15 protein-coding genes are annotated in these 17,291 nt (G+C 62.7%); 12 read left to right on the plus strand and 3 right to left on the minus strand.

Annotation, left to right across the window (positions count from 1 at the left end; genetic code table 11):
• Genes OEZ49_RS10580 through OEZ49_RS10600 form a run of 5 tightly spaced genes read left to right on the plus strand, consistent with a single transcriptional unit; the run spans position 1 to position 3,889 of the window.
• Positions 1-1,257: a nitrous oxide reductase family maturation protein NosD gene (locus OEZ49_RS10580; protein WP_263388274.1), complete on the plus strand. Its 1,257-nt coding sequence runs from the start codon at positions 1-3 to the stop codon at positions 1,255-1,257.
• Complete coding sequence (locus OEZ49_RS10585) at positions 1,247-2,140, plus strand: ABC transporter ATP-binding protein (protein WP_263388275.1); 894 nt, start codon at positions 1,247-1,249, stop codon at positions 2,138-2,140. The genes OEZ49_RS10580 and OEZ49_RS10585 overlap by 11 nt, the downstream gene beginning before the upstream one ends.
• Positions 2,137-2,958 (plus strand): ABC transporter permease, encoded by an 822-nt coding sequence (locus OEZ49_RS10590; RefSeq protein ID WP_263388276.1) that lies wholly within the window; start codon positions 2,137-2,139, stop codon positions 2,956-2,958. The genes OEZ49_RS10585 and OEZ49_RS10590 overlap by 4 nt, the downstream gene beginning before the upstream one ends.
• On the plus strand, positions 2,955-3,473 hold the full coding sequence (locus OEZ49_RS10595; protein ID WP_263388277.1) for a nitrous oxide reductase accessory protein NosL: 519 nt from the start codon (positions 2,955-2,957) through the stop codon (positions 3,471-3,473). The genes OEZ49_RS10590 and OEZ49_RS10595 overlap by 4 nt, the downstream gene beginning before the upstream one ends.
• Before the next feature lie 38 nt (positions 3,474-3,511).
• A complete protein-coding gene (locus OEZ49_RS10600) occupies positions 3,512-3,889 on the plus strand; it encodes a c-type cytochrome (protein WP_263388278.1) in 378 nt (125 codons plus the stop codon).
• 36 nt (positions 3,890-3,925) lie between these two features.
• Here OEZ49_RS10600 and OEZ49_RS10605 read toward each other — a convergent pair whose 3' ends face one another.
• Positions 3,926-4,540 (minus strand): helix-turn-helix domain-containing protein, encoded by a 615-nt coding sequence (locus OEZ49_RS10605; RefSeq protein WP_263388279.1) that lies wholly within the window; start codon positions 4,538-4,540, stop codon positions 3,926-3,928.
• Positions 4,541-4,924: 384 nt separating this feature from the next.
• On the opposite strand from OEZ49_RS10605, the gene gcvT reads away from it, so the two are divergent.
• The 5 genes from gcvT to OEZ49_RS10630 all read left to right on the plus strand — a co-directional run bounded on the left by gcvT (position 4,925) and on the right by OEZ49_RS10630 (position 11,343).
• Positions 4,925-6,022: a glycine cleavage system aminomethyltransferase GcvT gene (gene gcvT / locus OEZ49_RS10610; RefSeq protein ID WP_263388280.1), complete on the plus strand. Its 1,098-nt coding sequence runs from the start codon at positions 4,925-4,927 to the stop codon at positions 6,020-6,022.
• A 114-nt stretch (positions 6,023-6,136) separates the two neighbouring features.
• Entirely contained in the window at positions 6,137-6,502 is a 366-nt protein-coding gene (gcvH, locus tag OEZ49_RS10615) for a glycine cleavage system protein GcvH (protein ID WP_263388281.1), read from the plus strand.
• A 56-nt stretch (positions 6,503-6,558) separates the two neighbouring features.
• Positions 6,559-9,417, plus strand: a complete 2,859-nt coding sequence (gcvP, locus tag OEZ49_RS10620) for an aminomethyl-transferring glycine dehydrogenase (RefSeq protein ID WP_263388282.1) — start codon at positions 6,559-6,561, stop codon at positions 9,415-9,417.
• Between the two features lie 68 nt (positions 9,418-9,485).
• Positions 9,486-10,448, plus strand: a complete 963-nt coding sequence (locus tag OEZ49_RS10625) for a helix-turn-helix domain-containing protein (RefSeq protein ID WP_263388283.1) — start codon at positions 9,486-9,488, stop codon at positions 10,446-10,448.
• Between the two features lie 43 nt (positions 10,449-10,491).
• Positions 10,492-11,343: an FAS1-like dehydratase domain-containing protein gene (locus OEZ49_RS10630; protein ID WP_263388284.1), complete on the plus strand. Its 852-nt coding sequence runs from the start codon at positions 10,492-10,494 to the stop codon at positions 11,341-11,343.
• Between the two features lie 62 nt (positions 11,344-11,405).
• Here the strand turns inward: OEZ49_RS10630 and OEZ49_RS10635 are convergent, their stop codons facing one another.
• Positions 11,406-11,864, minus strand: coding sequence for a hypothetical protein (locus OEZ49_RS10635; RefSeq protein WP_263388285.1), 459 nt, complete (start codon positions 11,862-11,864; stop codon positions 11,406-11,408).
• 245 nt (positions 11,865-12,109) lie between these two features.
• A complete protein-coding gene (locus OEZ49_RS10640) occupies positions 12,110-13,006 on the minus strand; it encodes a LysR substrate-binding domain-containing protein (RefSeq protein WP_263388286.1) in 897 nt (298 codons plus the stop codon).
• Between the two features lie 103 nt (positions 13,007-13,109).
• Between OEZ49_RS10640 and OEZ49_RS10645 the strand changes: the two genes are divergently transcribed.
• On the plus strand, positions 13,110-14,762 hold the full coding sequence (locus OEZ49_RS10645; RefSeq protein ID WP_263388287.1) for a GMC family oxidoreductase: 1,653 nt from the start codon (positions 13,110-13,112) through the stop codon (positions 14,760-14,762).
• A 220-nt stretch (positions 14,763-14,982) separates the two neighbouring features.
• On the plus strand, positions 14,983-17,178 hold the full coding sequence (gene katG, locus OEZ49_RS10650) for a catalase/peroxidase HPI (protein ID WP_263388288.1): 2,196 nt from the start codon (positions 14,983-14,985) through the stop codon (positions 17,176-17,178).
• Positions 17,179-17,291: the final 113 nt, after the last annotated feature.

Here is a 17,291-nt window from a genome sequence, read left to right on the forward strand (position 1 = left end):
ATGCGCTGGCCCCTGCTGATCGCGTCTCTTTTTGCCACGCCTCTTTGGGCGGCGGATTGGGACGTGCCCAACCGGGCGGGGGCCATCTCTGAAACACTGGCCCAGGCGGCGGATGGTGACACCCTCCGCCTGGCGCCCGGCATTTATGCCGAAACCCTGGTCCTGTCCCGGCCCGTCACGCTTGACGGGATGGGGCAGGCCACCATTGACGGACAGGGTGCGGGCAGCGTGATCACCGTGACCGGCCCCGGTGTGACCCTGCGCGGGCTCACCGTGATCGGTTCGGGCTCGGACCATGACGGAATCGACAGCGGTATCCAGCTGACCAAGACCGCCCGCGCGCCAGTAGTGGAAAACAACGTGCTGATCGGCAATCTTTACGGCGTCGATATCCACGGCGCCAAGGATGCGCGGGTGAAAGGCAACCGGATCGAAGGCCGCCAGGACCGCCTCATGAACGCGCGCGGCAACGGCGTCTATGTCTGGAACGCCCCCGGCGCGGTGGTCGAGGGCAACGATATCCAATACGGGCGCGACGGTATCTTCGTGAACTCCTCGCGCCGCAACATCTTTCGCAACAACTTGTTCCGCGATCTGCGTTTTGCCGTGCATTACATGTATGCCGACAACTCCGAGGTCACGGGCAATGTCTCGATCGGCAACGATCTGGGCTATGCGGTGATGTTCACCAGCCGGGTCAAGGTGGTCGACAACGTCTCTATCGGCGACCGCGAACACGGGGTCATGCTGAACTATGCCAATGACAGCGTGATCTCGGGCAATGTGGTGAAGGGGGCAAAAGAGAAATGCACTTTCCTCTACAATGCCAACAAGAACGAGTTTACCGACAACTGGTTCGAAGGCTGCGGCATCGGCATCCATTTCACCGCCGGGTCCGAGCGGAACCGGATCGTCGGCAACGCCTTTGTCGGAAACCGGACCCAGGTCAAATATGTCTCGACCAAATGGGTCGAGTGGTCCGAGGACGGGCGCGGCAACTATTGGTCCGACTTTGCCGCCTATGACGTCAACGGCGACGGCATCGCCGACGCCCCCTATCGCCCCAACGATAGCATGGACCATGTGCTGTGGACCCAACCCGCAGCCAAGTTGCTGCTCGGCTCCCCCGCCGTGCAGCTGGTGCGCTGGTCGCAATCCGCATTTCCGGCCCTTCTGCCCGGCGGCGTGATCGACAGCCACGCCCTGATCAAAGCCCCTGAACCCCCAGCTCTGAAAAAGGTGCCTCATGACGGATAAGGCCCTGACCATCGAAACCCTATGCAAGGATCGCGGGCCAACCCGCGTTCTGAGCGATATCTCCCTGCATGTCGCCCCCGGCGAGCGCGTGGCGCTGCTGGGCCATAACGGCGCCGGCAAATCGACGCTGATCAAGACCATACTCGGCCTGACCCCGACCGATGGCGGCACGATCCGCATCGGCACTGCCACCCCCGGCAGCGCGCAGGCCCGCCGCGATACCGCCTATCTGCCCGAGGCGGTGTCTTTCCACCCGGCCCTGACCGGGCGCGAGCAACTGACGCTCTTTGCCCGCCTGTCGGGCGAACGGGCCGATGTGCCCGGACTGCTGGAACGGGTCGGGCTGGCCGACGCCCTGGATCGCCGCATCGGCACCTACTCCAAGGGGATGCGGCAGCGGCTGGGCCTGGCGCAGGTACTACTGGGCAAACCCCGCGTGGCGCTGCTGGACGAGCCGACATCCGGACTGGACCCGATCTCGCGGCAGGATCTCTATGCCATCATCGACGAGCTGGCAGGGCAGGGGGCGGCGGTGCTGATCGCCAGCCACGCCCTGACCGAGGTCGAGGCCCGCACCGACCGCATCGCCATCCTGCGCAAGGGGGTCAAGGTGGCCGACGACACGCTGGCCAACCTGTCGGCGCTGGCGGGCCTGCCGATCCGTTTGCGGATCAGGGCGCGGGAAAACGCCGATGCGCTGGCCGCCCGGCTGGGCGGCAACCGCATCAACGGCGCCTCGGTCGAACTCCTGTGTTTGCCCGCGGACAAGATGGAGGCGCTGCGCCGCATCGCCGCCATGGGCGAGGCGGTGGCCGATCTGGAGATGACACCGCCCAAGCTCGAAGACCTCTACCGCCACTATGCAAGGGAGACCGTCCAATGACCCGCTTTCTTGCCATCACTCGGGCCGAAATGCTGATCCTGCGCCGCAACCGCTGGCTGCTGGTGGCGACGCTGATCATGGTGCTGTTCGCGCTGGCCCTGACATTCGCCGGCAGCGCGCCCACCGGCACGCTGGGCGTGGATATGCTGACCGTCTCGGTCGCCTCGATGACGACGCTCAGCGTCTATCTCGCACCGCTGCTGGCGCTGATGATCTCTTTCGACTCCATCGCGGGCGATGTGGACAGGGGCAGCCTGGCGCTTCTGCTGTCCTATCCTTCGGGTCGCGGCGAGATCCTGCTCGGCAAGTTCACCGCCCACCTGGCCGCGCTGGCCTTTGCCATGACCGTGGGCTTTGGCACCGCAGGTGCGGTGGCCGCCTGGTTCGGTGGGGCAGGACCCGAAAGCCTGATGGCGCTTCTGCGTCTCATCCTCACCTCGATCCTGTTGGGCGCCGTGTTCCTGGCGCTTGGATACCTGCTGTCGGCCCTGGCACGGGGCGCTACGGCTGCGGCAGGTCTGTCGGCCGGGCTCTGGCTGGTCTTTGTCGTCCTTTATGACCTGGGGCTGTTGGGGGCCGTGGTCATGGATCAGGGCGGTACCTTCACCCGTTCCGTCTTCCCGTGGGTGATGGTGGCCAACCCGGCCGACGCTTTCCGTTTGTGGAACATCGCCGCAACCGATGGGGTCGCCATGGCCTCGGGTATGACCGGCGCCGCACAGGCGCTGCCGGTTTGGGCCGCGCCGGTGTCGCTGCTGGTCTGGCCAGTCCTGGGGTTTGTCCTGGCCTGGGCCGCGTTCCGGAGGGTCGAGCCATGAGGACACTTGCGCTCATTGCCCTGGTCGCCCTTGCTGCCTGCAAGGAGGAAGAGGCCAAGGCGCCGCCCGCCCCGGTGGAGCTGACCGAGGCCGCGCTCAGCTACTTCTGTCAGATGAACGTGGCCGAACATGGCGGGCCCAAGGGGCAGATCCATCTCGATGGATATCCAGCCCCGATCTTTTTCGCTCAGGTCCGCGATCTGGTCACCTATCTGAAAAGCCCCGAACGCGATGCCGAGATTACCGCCGTTTATGTCAGTGACATGGGGGCGGCCGTCAGCTGGGCGGAACCGGGTCCGATGAACTGGACCCCTGCCAATACAGCTTTATTTGTCGTCGGCGCGGGCGTCGCCGGTGGCATGGGCGCGCCGGAACTCGTACCTTTTGCCGATCAGACGGCGGCCGAGGCCTTTGTCGCGCGCTATGGTGGCCGTATCCTGTCGCTCGACGCCATTCCCGAGGCCGAGGTGCTGGGGCCGGTCGATCTGAACCAGACCTTGCAAAACCCGGTGTAACCTAGAAAAGTTCAACCTCAACCAAGAAGGAGAGATAGATGCTCAAATCCAGACTGATCCTGACGGCGCTGGCAGCGACGCTGGCCATGCCAGCGCTTGCCGATGGCGATGCCGACAAGGGCAAGAAAGTCTTCAACAAATGCAAGGCCTGCCATGCGGTTGGCGAAGGCGCGGCCAACAAGGTCGGGCCGCAGCTGAACGGTATCGTCGGAGCAGCCGCCGGTCAGGTCGAAGGCTTCAAGTACTCCGACGCCCTTACCGAAGCCGCAGCTGGCGGTCTGGTCTGGGACGAGGATAACCTGTCCGCCTTCCTGACAAAGCCCAAGGACTTCATGAACGGCACCAAGATGAGTTTTGCCGGGCTCAAGAAGGAAGACGAGATCGAAAACGTCATCGCCTACCTGCAAGGCTTCTGACCGGTCACCGGGCGGCGGGCCTGCCTGCCGCTCGCGTCAACCGTCCAGCGAGACCCAGAGAACGCGCGCGTCCTCGTCACTGGTCGAGACGCAGCCATGCCCCATGCCGCTGTCGTAATAGACACTGTCGCCCGCCTTCATCTGCAAGGGGCGATAGTGTTCGGTATAGAGCGTCAGTTCGCCGCTCAGCACGAACATGAACTCTTCGCCCCGGTGGCGCACCCAGGTGTCGAACTCGCTGACATCGCGGACCTTGATCGTGCTGATATAGGGCAGCATCCGCTTGCTGGTCAGTTCGGTGCACAAGAGTTCATGATCATAGGTGCGGGTAACCTGATGCTCGCCCTGATCCTTGCGGGTGAAATCGCGGCGTCCGGAAATGTCGCTCTTGCCCGACTGCACGAAAAGCTGCGGCGTCTCCAGTTCCAGCGCCTGCATCAGGCGGCGGATGATGTCGAAACTGGCGCGGGTCTGGTTGTTCTCGATCTTCGACAGGGTCGACCGCCCGATGGCGGCGGCGCGCGCGACCTCCTCCAAGGTCATGCCCTTGTCCTTGCGTGCCTCGCGAATCATGCGGCCAAGGGTTTCGCCATCGGGCGCTTCCAACCCCTCGATGCTCAGGCCTTCGTCTTCTGTCTGAACCGGCTCCATGCGCATTCCCCTGATTTCGGCGGTTGATCTACCCCATAACCCTAACGTATTCGAATTTTCCAAATCAAATCTTTTGTTGCCAATAAGGGAAAAGTTTCCTATACGAGACATCAAGATTGTGCGCGATGGAATACAGACCGGGCGCACAGCGAAACTCAGGGGGGATCCGGTGGGCCTGCCACTTGCGACACTGATCGGTGAAATGTGCCGTGGTTCTTGCCATGTGTCGGTTTCGCGCCCCGCCTCCCCCTCTTTCCGCCTTGCCGCTCCGCCGACATCTCCGTGTCAAAGCTTTTCTCCTCCTCTCCCTTCGGCATGGGGATCGGCGGAGCGGCAACCCTTTCCCTTTGCGTGCCCTGCGCGAGCTCAAGGACAAACCAGATCATGACTGACACGCCCAAACGCACCCCGCTCTATGACCTGCATGTCGAGCTTGGCGGCAAGATGGTGGATTTCGCCGGTTGGGAGATGCCGGTGCAATACCCGATGGGGATCATGGGCGAGCACAAGCAGTGCCGCGAAAAAGCGGCGCTGTTCGATGTCAGTCACATGGGGCAGGTGATCCTGCGCGGGGAAGATATCGGCGCCAAACTGGAAAAGCTCTGCCCGCAGGTGTTCTCGACCCTGCCCGAGGGCAAGGCGCGCTATGGTTTCTTCACCAATGCCCAGGGCGGCATCATGGATGACCTGATCGTGTCGAATGCCGGGGAGTATTTCTTTGTGGTGGTGAACGCGGCGCTGCGCCATCAGGACATTCCGCACATGGCTGCAAATCTGGACGGGGTCGAGGTGACCGAGATCTTCGACCGCGCGCTGGTCGCGGTGCAGGGCCCCAGTGCCGAGGATGTGGTGGGCCGCCTCTGCCCCGCCGCGCGCGACCTGAAGTTCATGGAGACGATGCTGGGCGAGATTGACGGTGTCGAATGCCGCATCTCGCGGCTGGGCTATACCGGCGAGGACGGATACGAGATCTCGATCCCCGAAGGCGAGGCGATCCGAATCTCGCGCCTGTTCCTGGCGCATGAGGATTGCGAGCCTGCGGGTCTGGGCGCCCGCGACAGCCTGCGGCTGGAGGCGGGGCTTTGTCTTTACGGTAACGACATCGACAACGGCACCTCGCCGATCGAGGCCAGCCTGCTCTGGGCAATCCAGAAACGGCGCCGCGAAGAAGGCGGATTTCCTGGCGCCGAGCGCATCCTGAAGGAAATCGCCGAAGGCGCCCCACGCAAGCTGGTCGGCATCAAGCCCGAAGGTCGCGCACCCGCCCGCCAGCATGTGGAGATCCAGAACCCTGGCGGCGAGACCATCGGCGAGATCACCTCGGGCGGCTTCGGCCCCACGGTCGGCGCGCCGGTGGCAATGGGCTATGTCGCCAGCGCCCATGCGGCGCCGGGCGACAAGGTCAACCTGATCATCCGGGGCAAGGCCCAGCCTGCCGAAATTGTCGCGCTGCCTTTCGTCGCGCAGAATTACAAACGCTAGCCCCTGCCAGAGGCAGGGGTACAAAGCCTTGACTAAGGCTTTGTCCACAAGGTTTTCCAAAACCTTGCCCGCGCCCGCCGCAGCCGAAATACACCATCCGAAGGATCGACAAACATGACCATCTACTACTCCGAAGACCACGAATGGCTCAGCGTCGAGGGCGAGATCGCCACGCTGGGCATCACCAAACACGCTGCCGACCAGCTGGGCGAGGTGGTTTTCATCGAACAGAAAGAGGCCGGTGACGAATTTGCCCAGGGCGACGAGATCGGCGTGATCGAGTCGGTCAAGGCCGCCTCCGAGATCTATGCTCCCGTCGATGGCGAAGTGGTCGAGGTGAACGAGGAACTGGCCGACAATCCCGGCGCCCTGAACGAAAGCCCCGAGGGCGACGCCTGGATCTACAAGATCAAGCTCAGCGATGCGTCGCAGCTTGACGGGCTGATGGATCTCGCCGCCTATAAAGACATGATCGGCTAAGCCGCCGGCCGCCGGCCTTGCCGGCGGCTCCCACCGCCTGACGAGGACCCAGAGCCATGGCCTTCAAACTCACCGACTACGAAGCCTACGATTTCGCCAACCGCCGCCACATCGGGCCCAGCCCGCGCGAGATGGCCGATATGTTGCAGGTGATCGGCTTCAAGACGCTCGACCAGCTGATCGACGCCACCGTGCCGCCGTCGATCCGGCAGAAAGAGGCGCTGGACTGGGGTCCGGCCATGACCGAGCGCGACGCGCTCTATCACATGAAACAGGTGGCCTCGAAGAACAAGGTTCTGACCTCGCTGATCGGCCAGGGCTATTACGGCACCACCACCCCGGCGCCGATCCTGCGCAACATCCTGGAAAACCCGGCCTGGTATACCGCCTATACCCCCTATCAGCCGGAAATTAGCCAGGGCCGGCTTGAAGCGCTGTTGAACTTCCAGACCATGGTCAGCGACCTGACCGGGCTCGACGTGGCCAATGCTTCGCTTCTGGACGAGGCCACCGCCGCCGCCGAAGCGATGACCATGGCACAGCGCGGCGGTCGGTCCAAGGCCAACAATGCCGCCTTCTTCGTCGACAAGAATTGCCACCCGCAGACCATCGCAGTGATCAAGACCCGCGCCGAACCTCTGGGCATCGACGTCAAGGTCGCCGACCCTGACGAGCTGGAGGCCGGCGCCGTATTCGGTGCGATCTTCCAGTATCCGGGCACCTATGGACATGTGCGCGACTTCACCAAGGAAATCGCGGCGCTGCACGAACATAACGCCATCGCCATCGTGGCCGCCGACATCCTGTCGCTGGCCCTGCTGAAAAGCCCGGGCGAAATGGGCGCCGATATCGCCATCGGCTCGACCCAGCGGTTCGGCGTTCCGATGGGGTTCGGCGGACCGCACGCCGCCTATATGGCGACGACCGACAAGCTCAAGCGTGCGATGCCGGGCCGGATCATCGGCGTCAGCATCGACGCACGTGGCAACAAGGCGTACCGCCTGGCGCTTCAGACCCGTGAACAGCACATCCGCCGGGAAAAGGCCAACTCGAACGTCTGCACGGCACAGGCCCTGCTGGCCGTCATCGCCTCGATGTATGCCGTCTATCACGGCCCTGACGGAATCAAGGCCATCGCGCAATCGGTGCACCGCAAGACCTCGCGCCTGGTGGACGGTCTGGTCGAGGCCGGGTTCAAAGTGGAACCGGAAGTGTTCTTTGACACCATCACCGTCGAGGTCGGCCCGCTCCAGAAAACCGTGATGGAGGCCGCCGTCGCCCGGGGCGTCAACCTGCGCAAGGTCGGCGAAGACCGGATCGGTATCTCGCTCGATGAGCAGACCCGCGCCGAGACTATCGAGGCGGTCTGGGGTGCCTTTGGTATCGACAAAAAGGACGACAGCGTCGCCAATCGCAGCTATCACTTGCCGGATTATGCGCTGCGGGAAAGCCCCTATCTGACCCACCCGATCTTTCACAAGAACCGGGCCGAGGCCGAGATGACCCGCTATATGCGCCGTCTGGCCGACCGCGACCTGGCGCTCGACCGCGCCATGATCCCGCTGGGATCCTGCACGATGAAGCTCAATGCCACGATCGAGATGATCCCGGTCACCTGGCCCGAGTTCGGCAACCTGCACCCCTTCGTCCCGGACGATCAGGCGCAAGGCTATCACGAGATGATCGCAGATCTGAACGACAAGCTGTGCCAGATCACTGGCTATGACGCGATCAGCCAACAGCCCAACTCGGGTGCGCAGGGCGAATATGCGGGCCTGCTGACCATCCGCAACTATCACGTCGCCAACGGCCAGGGACACCGCAACGTCTGCTTGATCCCGACCTCGGCGCATGGCACCAACCCGGCCTCGGCCCAGATGGTCGGCTGGAAGGTCGTGCCGATCAAATCCGACGACAAGGGCAACATCGACGTCGCCGATTTCCGCGCCCGCGCCATCGAGCATTCGGATAATCTCGCGGCTTGCATGATCACCTACCCCTCGACCCACGGTGTTTTCGAAACCACCGTGCAAGAGGTCTGCGACATCACCCATGAACATGGCGGCCAGGTCTATATCGACGGGGCCAACATGAACGCCATGGTCGGCCTGTCGCGTCCGGGTGACATTGGCGGCGACGTCAGCCACCTGAACCTGCACAAGACCTTCTGCATCCCGCATGGCGGCGGCGGTCCCGGCATGGGTCCGATCGGGGTCAAGGCGCATCTGGCCGAGCATCTGCCCGGCCACCCGGAATACGGTACAGCTGTTGGTCCGGTCTCGGCCGCGCCCTTCGGGTCGCCCTCGATCCTGCCGGTCAGCTGGGCCTATGTGCTGCTGATGGGGGGCGCCGGTCTGACCCAGGCCACCAAGGTCGCGATCCTGAACGCCAACTATATCGCGGCCCGGCTCAAGGACGCCTATCCGATCCTCTACACCTCGGAAACCGGTCGGGTGGCGCATGAATGCATCCTCGACACCCGCCCGCTGAACGACGAGGGCGGCGTGACGGTGGATGACGTAGCCAAGCGCCTGATCGACAGCGGCTTTCACGCGCCGACGATGAGCTGGCCGGTGGCGGGCACCCTGATGGTGGAACCGACCGAATCCGAGCCCAAGGAAGAGCTCGACCGGTTCTGCGAGGCGATGCTGTCGATCCGGGGCGAGGCGCAGGATATCATCGATGGCACGATCGACCCCCAGAACAACCCGCTGAAACACGCCCCTCACACGGTGCGCGATCTGGTGGGGGACTGGGACCGGCCCTATAGCCGCGAACAGGCGTGTTTCCCTCCGGGCAATTTGGGCGTCGACAAGTACTGGCCCGCAGTCAACCGGGTGGACAACGCCTATGGCGACCGTCACCTGATCTGCACCTGCCCGCCGATGAGCGCCTATGAGGAAGCCGCCGAATAAGGCGAGACAGCCAAAGTCGGCCGCGCCCGTCCCAGACAGGCGCGGCCAGACGCAAGAGGGAGGGCTATGTGACCTGTTGCGCATCCACCGGGGCCACTGGCCTGCCCGAGCCGCCCAGGCATATCGACATCATCCTGCCCGAGGGCGCCGCGCCCTCTTCGGCCAGAATGCTGGCCGATCTTTTCCGGGCCGCCAACGAGATCCTCCCGGGCAAGCCCTATCGCATCTCGGTGCACCGGCTCTCCGCCCAACCGGGCGGCGACCCGCGCAAGTGGCAGCGCCGTACGGTGATCTTCCTGGGCGACATCCACAAGAGATGGCCCGTCGCCGACAAGGACTCCGCCCGGATCCACCGTATCCTGTCGCTGGCCCCGCGCACCGTACTGATCGGCGGCGCGGTGTTCCTGTTGGGTGATACCGGGCTGGCGCAGGGCCGGGCCATTGCGGTTCACCCCAACTTCTCTGCCTCTGCCCGGGAAGAGGGGCTGGATTGCGGCGATGGGTCCGATCTGACAACCCGGAACGGCTGCATTTCCACCGCCATCAGCGCCTTTGCCGCCTTGCCGGTCATACTGGAACTGATCGCGCAGGATCACGGTGCCTTTGCCGCCCATGCGCTTGGCACCTATCTTGGCCTGAAACAGACCCAGCCCAACCGGCACAGTCGCCTGTCGCTTGGGTTTTTGCACAAGGCGCGCGGCGACCGGCTGATCGACAACTGCCTGTCGCTGATGCAGGCCCATATCGAAAAGCCGCTGAAGATCGGTGAATTGGCTCGGCATCAGGGGGTGTCCACCCGCAAGCTGCAACGCCGGTTTCTCGATCTGATCGGCGATGGGCCGCTGACCATCTACCGGGCGCTCAGGATCGAACGGGCACAGCAATTGCTGGTCCAGACCAGCCTGCCCCTGTCCGAGATCATTCTGGCCACCGGGTTTGGCACCCATTCGAACCTCGCCCGCTGGGTGCGCAAGGAATATGGTGTCAGCCCGCAGACCCTCAGACAGCAGGCATTTCGCGGCGCCACCTGATCCCCGTTGACAGCCATGGCGCCGATCAGCACAAGTTTCGGCCATGACCGAGACACTGGACCTGACCGCCTGGATCGGGCGGAGCGAGACCCGCAGCGAACGCATCGCCCCCTTTCCCGCCAATGCCCTGGCGGCGACCCTGAATCGTGACGATCCCGTGTATGTCGACGGATCGCATCTGCCGCCGCTCTGGCACTGGCTGCATTTCCTGCCCATCTACAAACTTTCCGACGCCGGATATGACGGGCACGCCGCCCTTGGCGGCTTCCTGCCGCCGGTGCCTCTGCCGCGCCGTATGTGGGCCGGCAGCCGGTTGCGGTTCATCGAACCGCTGCGGATCGGGCACGCGTTGCGCAAAGTCTCCACGGTCCGCTCGGTCGCGCCGAAAGAGGGGCGCACGGGCCAGCTTGTCTTTGTCACCGTCGGGCATCAGGTGTTCGACAATGAAACTCTCTGCGTCGAAGAAGAGCACGACATCGTGTACCGCGAGGCGCCGCGCCCCTCTGTCCCGGTGCCGCCGCCGCCTGCCGCTCCCGACAGCTGGGATTTCGCCCGCGATATCCACCCCGATCCGGTGATGCTGTTCCGCTATTCGGCACTCACCTTCAACGGCCACCGCATCCACTATGACCAACCGTTCTGTGTCACGACCGAAGGCTATGAGGGGCTGGTCGTGCATGGCCCGCTCCTGGCCACGCTGCTGCTGGACCTGCTGCGCCGCGAGAAACCGGAGGCCATCGTGGAGAGCTTCGAGTTCCGTGCCATGTCGACCGTGTTCGATACCACCGATTTCTCGGTGCATGGCGCGGCTGAGGCGGATGGCAAGACCTTTCGCCTCTGGGCCCGGCGGCACGATGGCGCTTTGGCCATGCAGGCACGTGCCACAATCGCATGATCTCGCAGCGAAAGCGGCTCAATGTACCGGTTCGTCAGGGTCTTCCGGCACGGCCTAGAGTATCAGTCCTTGGTGGGCAAGTTAACCTCGCCTTCCCAGTCGGAAATTCGGTGCGGGAGTGCCATGAATTGCGACGCCACGCGTGTCCTGGTGGTTCCGCTTCCAGTCATCCCTGAGTATTTGCCGGTGGCGGAAACGATCTGCCACTTGTTGAAACCAAAACTGACAACTTCCCATCTCATGGTGAACGTGTCCTCGTGCGCTCCGTACACACAGACGCCACCACCGGTGATACCTCCGGGACCACCGAACCCCGAACCGACGCAACGAACAAACCCAGCGTCGATTGATCCTTCGTGAATCGTGTAAGTTCCGTAGTTGTCCTCTTTCCAGAAAACGTTCTCTCCCGCCGGAATTTGCTCTTGTTTGACGACATAGAAATTTGTTGCTGACACTTTCTCTGACGCAATCAGGTACTGAGGCACCAAGACAGCTGCGGCGCATAAAACGATACGGAACATTCTTCATCCTCGTCGGGAGGCCAAAACCAGCTTTGCAAGCTTACCTGACCCCGGTTACCAGCGATACTCCAAATGCGATCGGGAGATCCAATGCCGTGCACACAGCGGTCATACCGTCGGAACCTTTTCGCTGCCTTCTCGTCAAAGGCAGCTTTGTCAGGCACCGCATACAATAGTCCGGTTCGCGCGAATGCCAGGTCAACATGTGTAGCCAGTGTGTTTGACCTCAATTGCCGGATGCCGCCCTATTCTGACAACAGGTCTCGGTAAAGTCCGGTGATCCAGGCCGTGAACTGGCGCACCTCGTCACGCTGGGCCGCCTCGTCACGGGTCACCAGGTAGTGCGCCCTGCGTTTAGGCAGTTTGCACTCGACCGGCGCGATCAATTGGCCCCGCTCCAGATAGGGGCGGGCAAAGCTCTCCAGCACCATGGTCACGCCGGTGCCCGCGCTCACAATCTGAAGCGCGCTCAGCGAACTGTCGGCAAACATCCAGTCGGCGGTTGGGCCCAGGTCCAGACCGTGCAATTCCGACAGCTTTCGCCAGTCGGTTTCCGAACCGATGATCTGCACCACCTGTGACCGGGCCAGCGCCGCGATATCCGGCGCCCCGCCCAGGGCCGCAGCAAAGGCGGGATGGCAGACCGGCACCGCAGATTCGTGACCCAGATGCTGAACCAGCGGTTCATCCCAGCTCCCCAGACCCCAGCGAATATCCAGATCCAGATTGTACAAATCGAACCGATCGGCCCAGATCGAGGTTACATAACGGACAATTACGTCCGGATGTGCAGTCTGGAACGCGGCCAGATGCGGCGCGATGACCAGCGTCGCGCTTGAAATCGCGGCCCGCACCCGGACCTCGCGCTTGCGCTGCTTGCCGAACAATCCGTCGGTCGCGACGGCCATCTCGTCAAAGCTCTTGCGGATTGTCTGGGCATAGGCCAGCCCGATATCTGTTAGCTTGACCCCGCGTGGCAGGCGTTGGAACAGTTGTGTTTTAAGGTGTTGCTCTAAAAGGCGAATTTGCTGACTGACAGCAGCGGGCGTTAGATTCAGCTCCGCCGCGGCAGAGGAAAAACTGCTATGCCGCGCGGCGGCTTCAAAGGACTTGAGCCAGGTCACATGGGGCAGGGCGGGCATGGGCAAGCTTCAACTCAGATTTGGTCTCAGACGTAAAACACATCGTTTGATTTGTCTATTTCCTCCTTGGAAATTGCCTTGAAAAATCGCGGAAAAACCGACCATGACCAAGGCGCCGGAATTCGATTTCATCATTGTCGGCGCCGGTTCGGCAGGCTGTGTCCTCGCCGACCGACTGACCGAATGCGGGCGATTCACCGTGCAGGTGATCGAAGCCGGCGGCAGTGATCAGAAGTTTTTCATAAAAATGCCAATGGGTTACGGATTGACCTTTTCCGATGCCCGGGTGAACTGGAAATACCAGGTCGAGCCGGATCCGGGCCTTGGGAACCGCATTGGGTACTGGCCGCGCGGCAAGGTCATTGGCGGGTCTTCGTCGATCAACGCGATGGCATACATGCGTGGCCTGCCGCATGACTTTGACGATTGGGCCAAAGCCGGCGCAACGGGTTGGGACTGGAAAACCGTTCAGGAAACCTATGATGCGCTGGAAACCGTTGTCGAAGCGGATGGAACCTCGCGCGGCTCCGGCCCGGTTGTAGTAAGCGATCTGAAGAACGCGATGTCCCCCTTCAGCCGCCACTTCCTGGACGCCGCCCGCGACCTGAACTGGCCTGTCCTTGGGGACCTCAACGGCAGCGCACCGGCGGGTCAGAACCAGCATCCGAACGAAGGGATGGGCTACATGCGCGCCACGGTCCGGAATGGGCGCCGATGGTCCGCCGCCGACGCATTCCTGCGGCCGGCAACCAAGCGGCACAACCTCTCTGTGGTCAGCGGTGCGCGCGTCGAACGTATTCTGACACAAGGGAAATTGGCGACCGGGGTCCGATATCACGTGAACGGCGAGATGCGGGAAACCAGCGCCCGGCGCGAGGTGATCCTGAGCGCAGGGGCAATCGACTCGCCCAAGCTGCTGATGTTGTCGGGGATCGGTCCCGCCGCTGATCTCAGGACCCACGGTATCGCTGTGACCCTGGACCAGCCGCAGGTCGGACGGGGGTTACAGGATCACCTGGCTGTTTCCCACTACTACTGGGCTAACGAGGCGACACTGAACAGCATCCTCGGGCGACGAACAGGGCAGCTACGCGCCGGGGTGCAATATCTGCTGACACGCGGCGGGCCATTGTCTGTTCCCGTGAACCAGGTGAGCGGGTATCTTCGGACCAGCGGCGCATCTTTCCCGGATGTTCAGGTGTATTGCAACCCGGCGACCTATGCGACCCTGCCGGACGGGGCGCCACGCGTCGACCGCGACAACGGGTTTCTTTTGTGCGTTCAACCCTGTCGGCCCACCAGCCGGGGCTGGATCAAACTGAGGTCAGCCGATCCAACAGATGCACCGCGCATCCAACCCAATTCACTTTCCACGTTGGAAGACCAGCAAACTGCCGTTGCCGCCAGCCATTTGCTTCAACGACTGGCGCAGTCGCCGACAATGCGGCAAGTGACCCGCGCCCGGCGCGACCCCGACATTCTGGGGATGGATGACGATGTCTTGCTGGAGAACTTCCGCCAACGTGCCGGAACGGTTTTCCATGCCAGTTGCACATGCCGCATGGGTGTCGGGCCGGACGTGTCGGTAACGGACAATCGGCTGCGGGTGCATGGGATCGGGCGGCTTCGTGTCATCGACGCCTCGGCGTTTCCCAATGTTACGTCGGGCAACACCAATGCGCCCACGATGATGCTGGCGGCCCGGGCGGCCCGGATGGTGATCGAAGACAATGCGGGCTGCCCGGCAGCCGCATAAACCCGCTTTGGATAGGTTGGGCCTTGGGTGATGACGGGGCCGAGAGACCTATGAAACTTGCCATAGGGTAAAATTATCGAAAGTATCAGAAAATAGAACTTAATCCGATCAATCCAACTTGATAGCCTGATCCCGTCAAACAGGTGGGAACGGTCCTGTCACAAGGATGTCGTTCCCACTTGTTCGAGTAGGATTTGCTCAACCCAGATTGGAGACAGACATGGACGGAAACGACGCCCCCACCGAGGGCCAGTGCCCGGTAATGCACGGACAAGCCGCAGGCACAGGCATGCGCAACCATCATTGGTGGCCCAACCAGATCAACCTGAAGGTGCTGCACCAGCATTCGTCCAAATCGGATCCGATGGGGGCGCATTTCAGCTATGCCGAGGCGTTCAAGTCGCTTGACCTCGATGCGCTGAAGGCTGACCTGACTGCGCTGATGACCGACAGCCAGGATTGGTGGCCCGCCGATTACGGCCACTACGGCCCGCTTTTCATCCGCATGGCCTGGCACGCGGCGGGCACCTATCGCACCGCCGACGGTCGCGGCGGCGGCAGCACAGGCAACCAGCGGTTTGCCCCGCTGAACAGCTGGCCGGACAACGGCAACCTGGACAAGGCGCGCCGCCTGCTCTGGCCGATCAAGAAGAAATACGGCAACAAGATCTCCTGGGCCGATCTGCTGATCCTTACCGGCAACGTGGCGCTGGAATCGATGGGCTTCAAGACCTTCGGGTTTGCCGGTGGCCGGGCTGACATCTGGGAGCCCGAGGAGGACATCTATTGGGGGTCCGAAGGCGAATGGCTCGCCCCCTCCGACACGGTCAACAGCCGTTACTCCGGTGCACGTGACCTAGAGAACCCTCTGGCCGCTGTGCAGATGGGTCTGATCTATGTGAACCCCGAAGGCCCGGACGGCAACCCTGACATCGTGGCCTCAGGCCACGACGTGATCGAGACCTTTGGGCGGATGGCGATGGACGAGGCCGAGACAGTGGCGCTGGTCGCTGGCGGCCACACCTTTGGCAAGGCGCACGGCAACGGCCCGGCCACTGCGGTCGGCCCCGAACCCGAAGCGGCCCCGATCGAGGCGATGGGCCTGGGATGGCTGTCCTCGCATGGGTCGGGCAAGGCCGGAGACGCAATCACCTCGGGCATCGAAGGGGCGTGGAAACCGCACCCGACCACCTGGGACATGGGTTATTTCAAGGTCCTGTTTAAATACGACTGGGAGCTGACCAAAAGCCCTGCAGGGGCCAATATCTGGCTGGCCACCAATGTTGAAGACGAGGACATGGTCGAAGATGCATTTGACCCGTCGAAAAAGCATCGTCCGATGATGACTACTGCCGACTTGTCGTTGCGATATCATCCCAAGCTGGCGCCGCATGCCAAGCGCTTTGCCGAGGATCCTGCGGCCTTTGCAGACGCCTTTGCCCGCGCCTGGTTCAAGCTGACCCATCGCGACATGGGTCCGCGCGCTCGATACCTGGGTAAGGAAGTTCCCGCCGAGGAGTTGATCTGGCAAGATCCCATTCCAGCCGGCCCGGAAATCAGCGAAGCGGATGCCAAGGCGCTGAAGGAGAAGATCCTTGCCTCGGGTCTGACTGTGTCCGAGCTGGTTTCGACAGCCTGGGCCTCGGCCTCGACCTTCCGCGGGTCGGACATGCGCGGGGGCGCGAACGGGGCCCGCATCCGCCTGGTCCCACAAAAGGACTGGGAGGTGAACGAACCCGCGCAACTCGCCAAAGTTCTGGGAGTTCTGGAAGGCATCCAGTCGGCCTTCAGTGCCGATGGCAAGCAGGTGTCGATGGCTGACCTGATCGTTCTGGCGGGTTCTGCTGCTGTCGAAGCGGCCGCTAAGGCCGGTGGCCACGACGTCGAAGTTCCATTTGCCTCGGGCCGTGGCGATGCGACTGCCGCACAGACAGATGCCGAAAGCTTCGCTGTGATGGAGCCGGTCATGGACGGGTTCCGGAACTACCAGGCGCGCAAGCTGCGGACGTCTCCGGAAGAGATGCTTGTGGACCGTGCGCAACTGCTGGGTCTGACTGCACCCGAGATGACGGTTCTGGTTGCTGGTCTGCGTGTTCTCGGCGCCAATCACGGCGGCTCCAAGCATGGCGTGCTGACGGATCGTCCCGGCGTATTGAGCACCGATTTCCTTGTGAACCTGCTCGATATGGGAACCGAATGGAAGCCGAGCGGCGATGGCGTTTACGAGGGTCGCGACCGGGCGACCGGTGCGCCCCGTTGGACGGCGACACGTGTCGACCTCGTGTTTGGCTCGAACTCGCAACTGCGGGCATTGGCCGAACGCTATGCCCAGGACGACGCGGCAGGCGATTTCGTTGCCGACTTCGTCGCGGCCTGGACCAAGGTTATGAACGCCGACCGGTTCGATCTGAACTGAATGCGGTAGCAGCGAACTGATACCTCTGATTGAATTGGAACAGAGGTACGAAAAGAAGGCCAGCAAATTGTTTGCTGGCCTTCTTCATTCACCGTATGCATCAGCACGCCGCA

The organism is Ruegeria marisflavi (assembly GCF_025673445.1).
GTDB classification, from domain to species: domain Bacteria; phylum Pseudomonadota; class Alphaproteobacteria; order Rhodobacterales; family Rhodobacteraceae; genus Ruegeria_B; species Ruegeria_B marisflavi.

Excerpts from the sequence above, each read along its gene's own strand:
- OEZ49_RS10580 (WP_263388274.1), top strand. The coding sequence starts at position 1 with ATGCGCTGGCCCCTGCTGATCGCGTCTCTTTTTGCCACGCCTCTTTGG.
- OEZ49_RS10585 (WP_263388275.1), top strand. The coding sequence starts at position 1,247 with ATGACGGATAAGGCCCTGACCATCGAAACCCTATGCAAGGATCGCGGG.
- OEZ49_RS10590 (WP_263388276.1), top strand. The coding sequence starts at position 2,137 with ATGACCCGCTTTCTTGCCATCACTCGGGCCGAAATGCTGATCCTGCGC.
- OEZ49_RS10595 (WP_263388277.1), top strand. The coding sequence starts at position 2,955 with ATGAGGACACTTGCGCTCATTGCCCTGGTCGCCCTTGCTGCCTGCAAG.
- OEZ49_RS10600 (WP_263388278.1), top strand. The coding sequence starts at position 3,512 with ATGCTCAAATCCAGACTGATCCTGACGGCGCTGGCAGCGACGCTGGCC.
- OEZ49_RS10605 (WP_263388279.1), bottom strand. The coding sequence starts at position 4,540 with ATGGAGCCGGTTCAGACAGAAGACGAAGGCCTGAGCATCGAGGGGTTG.
- gcvT (WP_263388280.1), top strand. The coding sequence starts at position 4,925 with ATGACTGACACGCCCAAACGCACCCCGCTCTATGACCTGCATGTCGAG.
- gcvH (WP_263388281.1), top strand. The coding sequence starts at position 6,137 with ATGACCATCTACTACTCCGAAGACCACGAATGGCTCAGCGTCGAGGGC.
- gcvP (WP_263388282.1), top strand. The coding sequence starts at position 6,559 with ATGGCCTTCAAACTCACCGACTACGAAGCCTACGATTTCGCCAACCGC.
- OEZ49_RS10630 (WP_263388284.1), top strand. The coding sequence starts at position 10,492 with ATGACCGAGACACTGGACCTGACCGCCTGGATCGGGCGGAGCGAGACC.
- OEZ49_RS10635 (WP_263388285.1), bottom strand. The coding sequence starts at position 11,864 with ATGTTCCGTATCGTTTTATGCGCCGCAGCTGTCTTGGTGCCTCAGTAC.
- OEZ49_RS10640 (WP_263388286.1), bottom strand. The coding sequence starts at position 13,006 with ATGCCCGCCCTGCCCCATGTGACCTGGCTCAAGTCCTTTGAAGCCGCC.
- OEZ49_RS10645 (WP_263388287.1), top strand. The coding sequence starts at position 13,110 with ATGACCAAGGCGCCGGAATTCGATTTCATCATTGTCGGCGCCGGTTCG.
- katG (WP_263388288.1), top strand. The coding sequence starts at position 14,983 with ATGGACGGAAACGACGCCCCCACCGAGGGCCAGTGCCCGGTAATGCAC.